The organism is Streptomyces sp. NPDC005393 (assembly GCF_040606675.1).
GTDB lineage: Bacteria > Actinomycetota > Actinomycetes > Streptomycetales > Streptomycetaceae > Streptomyces.
On sequence record NZ_JBEXFG010000053.1, the window covers coordinates 21,292 to 27,925 of the forward strand.

The window sequence follows — 6,634 nt, forward strand, 5'->3', positions numbered from 1 at the left end:
TTTCGGTCGAGGAAGCAAACCTGAACGCCAACTCAATGTCCGTAACCCCGAGTCCCGGCGGCTCCGGCGCGCCCGAGCGCCCCGCCCGCACCGCCGCTGTCATCCCCGCCGCGGGGCGTGGTGTGCGGCTGGGCCCGGGGGCGCCCAAGGCGCTGCGCCCGCTGAGCGGCACCCCGATGCTCGTACACGCCGTTCGAGCGATGGCCGGATCCCGATCCGTCTCGCTCGTCGTCGTGGTCGCCCCGCCTGACGGCGCCGATGAGGTCCGCCGGCTGCTCGACGCGTACCCGCTGAGCGGGAGCCTGACCGACAGCACGGACGTGGTGGTCGTCCCCGGCGGCGAGACCCGTCAGGAGTCGGTGCGGCTGGGGCTGGCCGCCGTCCCCGAGGCCGTCACCACCGTGCTGGTGCACGACGCCGCCCGTCCGCTCGTCCCCGTGGACACGGTGGACGCGGTCATCGCCGCCGTACGGGACGGGGCGCCCGCCGTCGTCCCGGCGCTGCCGCTGGCCGACACCGTCAAGCAGGTCGAACCGCGCACCGGGGACCGGGCCGGTGAGCCCGAACCGGTCGTCGGCACCCCCGAGCGCGCGCTGCTCCGCGCTGTCCAGACCCCGCAGGGCTTCGACCGTGCCACGCTCGCCGCCGCCCACGAGAAGCTCGCCCTGGAGGGTGACGGCGCGACGGACGACGCGGGGATGGTCGAGCGGCTCGGCGTCGAGGTCGTGGTCGTGCCCGGCCACGAGGAGGCGTTCAAGGTGACCCGGCCGCTGGACCTGGTGCTGGCGGAGGCGGTTCTGGCGCGCAGGAGGGCGAACGATGGCTTCTGACGCCGCCGGGCCGCCCCCGATGCCGCCTACGTCGATGCCGTCGATGCCTTCGATGCCGCTGGTGGGCATCGGCACGGATGTGCACGCCTTCGAGCGGGGCCGCGAGCTGTGGTGCGCGGGTCTGCTGTGGGAGGGCGAGGAGTACGGCCTGGCCGGCCACTCCGATGGCGATGTGGCCGCGCACGCCGCCTGCGACGCCCTTTTCTCCGCCGCCGGGGTCGGCGACCTCGGCGCCCACTTCGGCACCGACCGCCCCGAATGGTCCGGCGCCGCCGGCGTCACTCTGCTCGCCGAGGCGGCCCGTATCGTCCGGGCCGAGGGCTTCGAGATCGGCAATGTGGCGATCCAGGTGATCGGCGTACGCCCGAAGATCGGCAAGCGGCGCGAGGAGGCGGCCAAGGCCCTGACGGCCGCGGCCGGCGCCCCCGTCTCGGTCTCCGGTACGACGACGGACGGCCTCGGCCTGACCGGCCGGGCGGAGGGTCTCGCGGCGGTCGCCACGGCGCTGGTGTTCCGGCGCTAACGGCCCGGGGCCTTCCTCCGTATGGCCCCGTTCCTCGTGCGGAGGCTGACGTTTGACGGTGTGTTGGGTACGGATCCGGTACCCGCGACCACGATCGTCAGCCCACCGCCTGGGAAGGAACCACCGTGCCCACCGCACTCTCCGACAGCATCAAGCGCCTCCTCGACACCCCGATCTTCGTCGTCATCGGCACCATCCAGCCCGACGGCAGCCCTCAGATGTCACCGGTGTGGGTGAAGCGCGACGGCGACGAGCTGCTGTTCTCGACCACCATGGGACGGCGGAAGCAGAAGAACATCGAGCGGGACCCGCGGGTGTCGGTTCTGGTGCAGTCCCCGGACGACCCGTACCAGTACGCCGAGATCCGCGGCACCGCCACGTACACCACCGAGGGCGCCCAGGAGCTGATCGACGAACTGTCGCTGAAGTACACGGGCAAGAAGTACGCCGAGTTCAACCCGGCGTCCGCCCAGGACAGCCAGCGCATTGTGGTGCGGATCACCCCCCGCAAGGTCGTCGGCAGCCTCTGACCGAACACGCGGCCGAGCGCGGCCGGGTGCGGCCGAGCGAGGAAGGCGACCGTGGCGTCCCAAGCGTCACGCTTCTGTGTCCCCGTGGCGGATGGGGCGCGGGGTACCGTCGCCTTCCCACTACCCTTGATGCGTGACTATTCGCCTGTACGACACCAGCGCCCGGCAGATCCGTGACTTCACCCCGCTCACGCCGGGCTGCGTCTCGATCTACCTGTGTGGCGCGACCGTGCAGGCCGCCCCGCATATCGGGCATATCAGGTCGGGTCTCAACTTCGACATCATGCGCCGCTGGTTCGCCTACCGCGGCTATGACGTGACGTTCATCCGCAATGTCACGGACATCGACGACAAGATCATCACCAAGTCGGCAGAGCAGAAACGACCGTGGTGGGCGATCGGCTACGAGAACGAGCGCGCCTTCAACCACGCGTACGACATCCTCGGCTGCCTGCCCGTGACCTACGAGCCGCGGGCGACCGGTCATATCCCCGAGATGATCGAGATGATGCGGACCCTGATCGACCGGGGCCACGCGTACGCCGCCGAGGGCAATGTCTACTTCGACGTGCGCTCGTTCCCGGAGTACCTCCGGCTCTCCAACCAGGATCTGGACGGGCTGCGCCAGCCGTCCGGCGAGGGCGAGACCGGCAAGCGCGACCCCCGCGATTTCGCGATGTGGAAGGCGGCGAAGCCGGGGGAGCCCAGCTGGGAGACGCCGTGGGGGCGGGGCCGTCCCGGCTGGCATCTGGAGTGCTCGGCGATGGCGCACAAGTACCTGGGCCGCGCCTTCGACATCCACGGCGGCGGCGTCGACCTGATCTTCCCGCACCATGAGAACGAGATCGCGCAGGCCAAGGCGTTCGGTGACGACTTCGCCTCCTACTGGGCGCACAACGCATGGGTGACCATGAGCGGCGAGAAGATGAGCAAGTCGCTCGGCAACTCGGTGCTGGTCTCCGAGATGGTCAAGCGCTGGCGCCCCATCGTGCTCCGCTACTACCTGGGCACCCCGCACTACCGGTCGATGATCGAGTACAGCGAGGAGGCCCTGCGCGAGGCCGAGTCCGCGTTCGCGCGCATCGAGGGCTTCATCCAGCGCGTCGTGGAGAAGGCCGGGGGAGCAGTCGAGCCCGCGGCTGAGGTACCGCCCGCCTTCGCCGAGGCGATGGACGACGACCTCGGGGTGCCGCAGGCGCTCGCGATCGTCCACACCACCGTCCGGCAGGGCAATTCCGCCCTGACCGCCGACGACAAGGAGTCGGCGGTCGCGCGGTTGGCCGAGCTGCGGGCGATGCTCGGCGTGCTGGGCCTCGACCCGCTGGACGACCAGTGGTCGGGCGGTTCGGACCGCGGTGAGGATCTGCACGGCGTGGTCGACTCCCTCGTCCGGCTGGTCCTGGAGCAGCGGCAGGCCGCGCGGTCCCGTAAGGACTACGCGACGGCGGACGCGATCCGCGATCAGCTGCAGCAGTCGGGTCTGGTGATCGAGGACACCCCGTCCGGCCCGCGCTGGGAGCTGGGCAACCGCTGAGCCCTCGCCCCTGACCCCCCTCCGACCTCGCCTTTTGTGCCGCCCGGTGGGCCGGGCGGCACACTTGTGACCGTACGTACGTTTGCCGTTTGCTGAGCAGTGCTGAGCAGTGAAGAGATAGGTGGCATTTCATGGCCGGCAACAGCCAGCGCAGGAACCGACGCACCGCCAACAAGAAGGGGGCGACGGTCGGCAGCGGCGGCAAGCGGCGCCGCGCCCTGGAGGGCAAGGGCCCCACCCCGCCCGCCGAAATGCGTAAGGGGCATGCCAAGCAGCGCATCGCCAATGCCCGCACCCGGCAGGCCGCCAAGCGCCCGGCCCCGCGCCGCGGCGGCCCCAAGGGGACGAACGAGCTCGTGGTGGGCCGTAACCCGGTCTTCGAGGCGCTGCGCGAGGGCGTCCCGGCGAACACGCTGTATGTGCAGCAGTTCATCGACAGCGACGAGCGGGTCCGCGAGGCGCTGAAGCTCGCGGCCGACCGAGGCGGCATCCACCTCATGGAGGCGCCGAAGCCCGAGCTCGACCGGATGACGAACGGGCTGAACCACCAGGGTCTGGTGCTCCAGGTCCCGCCGTACGAGTACGCCCACCCCGAGGACCTGAGCGCGGCCGCCTTCGACGACGGCGAGGACCCGCTGATCGTCGCCCTCGACGGCGTCACCGACCCGCGCAATCTGGGCGCGGTGGTCCGGTCGGTCTCCGCCTTCGGCGGCCACGGCGTGGTCGTACCGGAGCGGCGCGCGGCCGGGATGACCGCGGGCGCTTGGAAGACCTCCGCGGGCACCGCCGCCCGCACCCCGGTCGCGCGGGCGACCAACCTCACCCGCGCGCTGGAGTCCTACCAGAAGGCGGGGCTGACGGTGATCGGCCTCGCCGCGGACGGCGATGTCGAGCTGCAGGACCTCGAGGTGCTCAACGGACCCGTCGTGATCGTCGTCGGCAGCGAGGGCAAGGGGCTGTCGCGACTGGTCGGCGAGACCTGCGACTTCCGGGTCCGGATCCCGATGCCGGGCGGCGCGGAGTCGCTGAACGCGGGTGTGGCGGCGGGCGTCGTGCTCTACGAGGCGGCGCGGCGCAGGGCGTAGGGCCCGTCGGGGCTACGGAGTACGGCGCGGGGTCCCGCGCCCTGCCACGGGGGTGTCCCGCCGCTCGCTCGATGCCCCTCGTTCCAAGTCCCCGCCCGATGATCTTGACGGGCCTCGGACAGATCGGGGCACTTGCGGCAGTGTCTTTCCCGTCGGTCACTCGGTTAGTTGAGCGTGGAGACCAGAAAAGCCCGCACGCCATCGCCTCTGGCGGGACGCGCGCCGGGATTCGACGACGAGCCACAGCTGACCATGGCCAAGGTGCCGTGCGATCCGGCGCAGGTCGCCGTCAATGCCCCGAGCTTCCGGGTGCAGCTCAGCGCCCCGGTCGTGAGCAGCGCGCTGGCGGACACGGCCCGGCTCGCGCGCGTCCCGACCCCGGGCCGGCGCCGGCCGCCCGTGGTGTGGAGCGGCCGTACCCGCCCCGGCGGTGACACGGCGGCGACCCGGCTGCTGCAGGCCGTGCGGTACTCCGAGGAGGGCCTGACCGAGAGCCTGGCCCGCTCCGGGACCGGTTCAGGTTCCGGTTCCGGTTCCGGGGAGGGTGCCGAGGATGTGGGCACCACCCAGGTGCTGCCCCGGATCACCTTCGACGACGGTGCGCCCACGGTCATCGGACCGCGCAGCCCGCGTACGGAGTCGGTGCCGCGTACGAGAACCGTGCCGCGCCCCGGCGGGCAACGGCGCCCGGACCCACAGGGGTTGAACGGGCCGGGCGAGCGCGGCCCGTCGGAGGGGTTCGACGAGCCGGGGCAGACCAAGGTCCCGCGCCCGCGCCGCCACTCCGACTCCGTACGCCACGCCTACTACCCCGGGCGCCGGATGAACCTCGGCGTCGTCCTGCTCCCGCTCCGTATCTTCCTCGGCTTCATCTCCGTCTACGCGGGCATGGGCAAGCTCTCCGACCCCGTCTACTTCGACGGCGGCGAGCGCGGCTCGATGGTCATCTGGCTGCAGTCCCTGCACCCCTGGCCGATCGCGGAGCCGCTGCGCGACCTCGCGCTGGAGCACCCGGTGGGCGCCGGGCTGACCGTCGCCTTCCTGCAGATCGTGGTCGGCGTGCTCACCGTCCTCGGGCTGTGGCAGCGGCTGGCGGCCTCGTTCGGCGCGTTGCTGTCCGCCGCGCTGATCCTCACCGTGAGCTGGCGTACGGTGCCGGTCTACGACGCGCCCGACATCATCTACCTCGCCGCCTGGAGCCCGCTGATCATCGCGGGCGCACCGGTGTACTCGGCGGACGCCCGGCTCGCGGGCGAGGCCTGGCGCCGTCTGGGCCCCCGCGCCGGGCTCTGGGAGCTACGGCGCCGGGTGCTGTGCCGCGGCACCGTGATGGCGATGGTCGTGGCCGGGCTGACGCTGCTGACGGGCTCGATGCTCGGCGGCGCCGTACGGTCCTCGGAGACGGTGAAGGCGCCGGAGCCGAGCGATGTGCCGACGAACAACCTGCCCGGTTCGCCGCTTCCCCGGAAGTCCCTGGAGAGCCCGCGCGGCGGGCTGCGCGGCCCGGTGGGATCGAGCGGACTCCCGTCCCCGCGCCACCGGTTGACGAGCCCGAGCCCCGCGGCCTCGGCCTCGGCGTCCTCCGCGGGCGAGCCGAGCGCGACAGGGGCGGCGGGCGAGGCGGGCAGCGCCTCGGTCCGCCCGACCCGGCCCCAACCCGGCCTTGGCACCACCCCCCGATCCCCCCGCCGCCCCGCCGCCCCGATGACCACACCGGGCCCCCCGTCCCTGGGCGGCGCCGGCGGCGGCATGAGCGCGGGCGGCCCGGAGGGCGGCCCGAACGAGGACAACACGCCGTACGGCTACTCCGACCCGGCCGCCGAGGAGGCCGCCCTGGGAGGCCTCCTCGGCTGACGCCCCCGCCGGGTGCCCGTCTGGCGGGGCGCTGTGCGCGCAGGGGGGTTCGGGGCGCGGGCGGTACCCTCCGGTCGCCGCCGCGTTGTCGGTCCGGCGCGGACGCGCGTCCAGGGACGGGCTGCTGATACGGGCGGCGCGGGCGGTACCCTCCGGTCGCCGCCGCGTTGTCGGTCCGGCGGGGACGCGCGTCCAGGGACGGGCTGCTGATACGGGCGGCGCGGGCGGTACCCTCCGGTCGCCGCCGCGTTGTCGGTCCGGCGGGGACGCGCGTCCAG

The 6,634-nt window shown here is 72.7% G+C and carries 6 protein-coding genes; all 6 read left to right on the top strand.

Annotated elements, in window-relative coordinates; genetic code table 11:
* Positions 1 to 35 precede the first annotated feature (35 nt).
* The 6 genes from ispD to ABZS71_RS30425 all read left to right on the top strand — a co-directional run bounded on the left by ispD (position 36) and on the right by ABZS71_RS30425 (position 6,356).
* Positions 36 to 830 carry a 2-C-methyl-D-erythritol 4-phosphate cytidylyltransferase gene (ispD, locus tag ABZS71_RS30400; protein WP_356215189.1) on the top strand — a complete coding sequence of 265 codons (795 nt, stop codon included), beginning with the start codon at positions 36 to 38 and terminating at the stop codon, positions 828 to 830.
* A 43-nt stretch (positions 831 to 873) separates the two neighbouring features.
* A complete protein-coding gene (gene ispF / locus ABZS71_RS30405; protein ID WP_356215216.1) occupies positions 874 to 1,353 on the top strand; it encodes a 2-C-methyl-D-erythritol 2,4-cyclodiphosphate synthase in 480 nt (159 codons plus the stop codon).
* Between the two features lie 125 nt (positions 1,354 to 1,478).
* Positions 1,479 to 1,883 carry a PPOX class F420-dependent oxidoreductase gene (locus tag ABZS71_RS30410; protein ID WP_355841950.1) on the top strand — a complete coding sequence of 135 codons (405 nt, stop codon included), beginning with the start codon at positions 1,479 to 1,481 and terminating at the stop codon, positions 1,881 to 1,883.
* Positions 1,884 to 2,016: 133 nt separating this feature from the next.
* On the top strand, positions 2,017 to 3,417 hold the full coding sequence (gene cysS / locus ABZS71_RS30415; protein ID WP_356215191.1) for a cysteine--tRNA ligase: 1,401 nt from the start codon (positions 2,017 to 2,019) through the stop codon (positions 3,415 to 3,417).
* 131 nt (positions 3,418 to 3,548) lie between these two features.
* Positions 3,549 to 4,502, top strand: a complete 954-nt coding sequence (gene rlmB / locus ABZS71_RS30420; protein ID WP_355841956.1) for a 23S rRNA (guanosine(2251)-2'-O)-methyltransferase RlmB — start codon at positions 3,549 to 3,551, stop codon at positions 4,500 to 4,502.
* A 252-nt stretch (positions 4,503 to 4,754) separates the two neighbouring features.
* Positions 4,755 to 6,356, top strand: a complete 1,602-nt coding sequence (locus tag ABZS71_RS30425; protein ID WP_356215192.1) for a DoxX family protein — start codon at positions 4,755 to 4,757, stop codon at positions 6,354 to 6,356.
* Positions 6,357 to 6,634 lie beyond the last annotated feature (278 nt).

Excerpts from the sequence above, each read along its gene's own strand:
- ispD (WP_356215189.1), top strand. The coding sequence starts at position 36 with ATGTCCGTAACCCCGAGTCCCGGCGGCTCCGGCGCGCCCGAGCGCCCC.
- ispF (WP_356215216.1), top strand. The coding sequence starts at position 874 with ATGCCTTCGATGCCGCTGGTGGGCATCGGCACGGATGTGCACGCCTTC.
- rlmB (WP_355841956.1), top strand. The coding sequence starts at position 3,549 with ATGGCCGGCAACAGCCAGCGCAGGAACCGACGCACCGCCAACAAGAAG.
- ABZS71_RS30425 (WP_356215192.1), top strand. The coding sequence starts at position 4,755 with ATGGCCAAGGTGCCGTGCGATCCGGCGCAGGTCGCCGTCAATGCCCCG.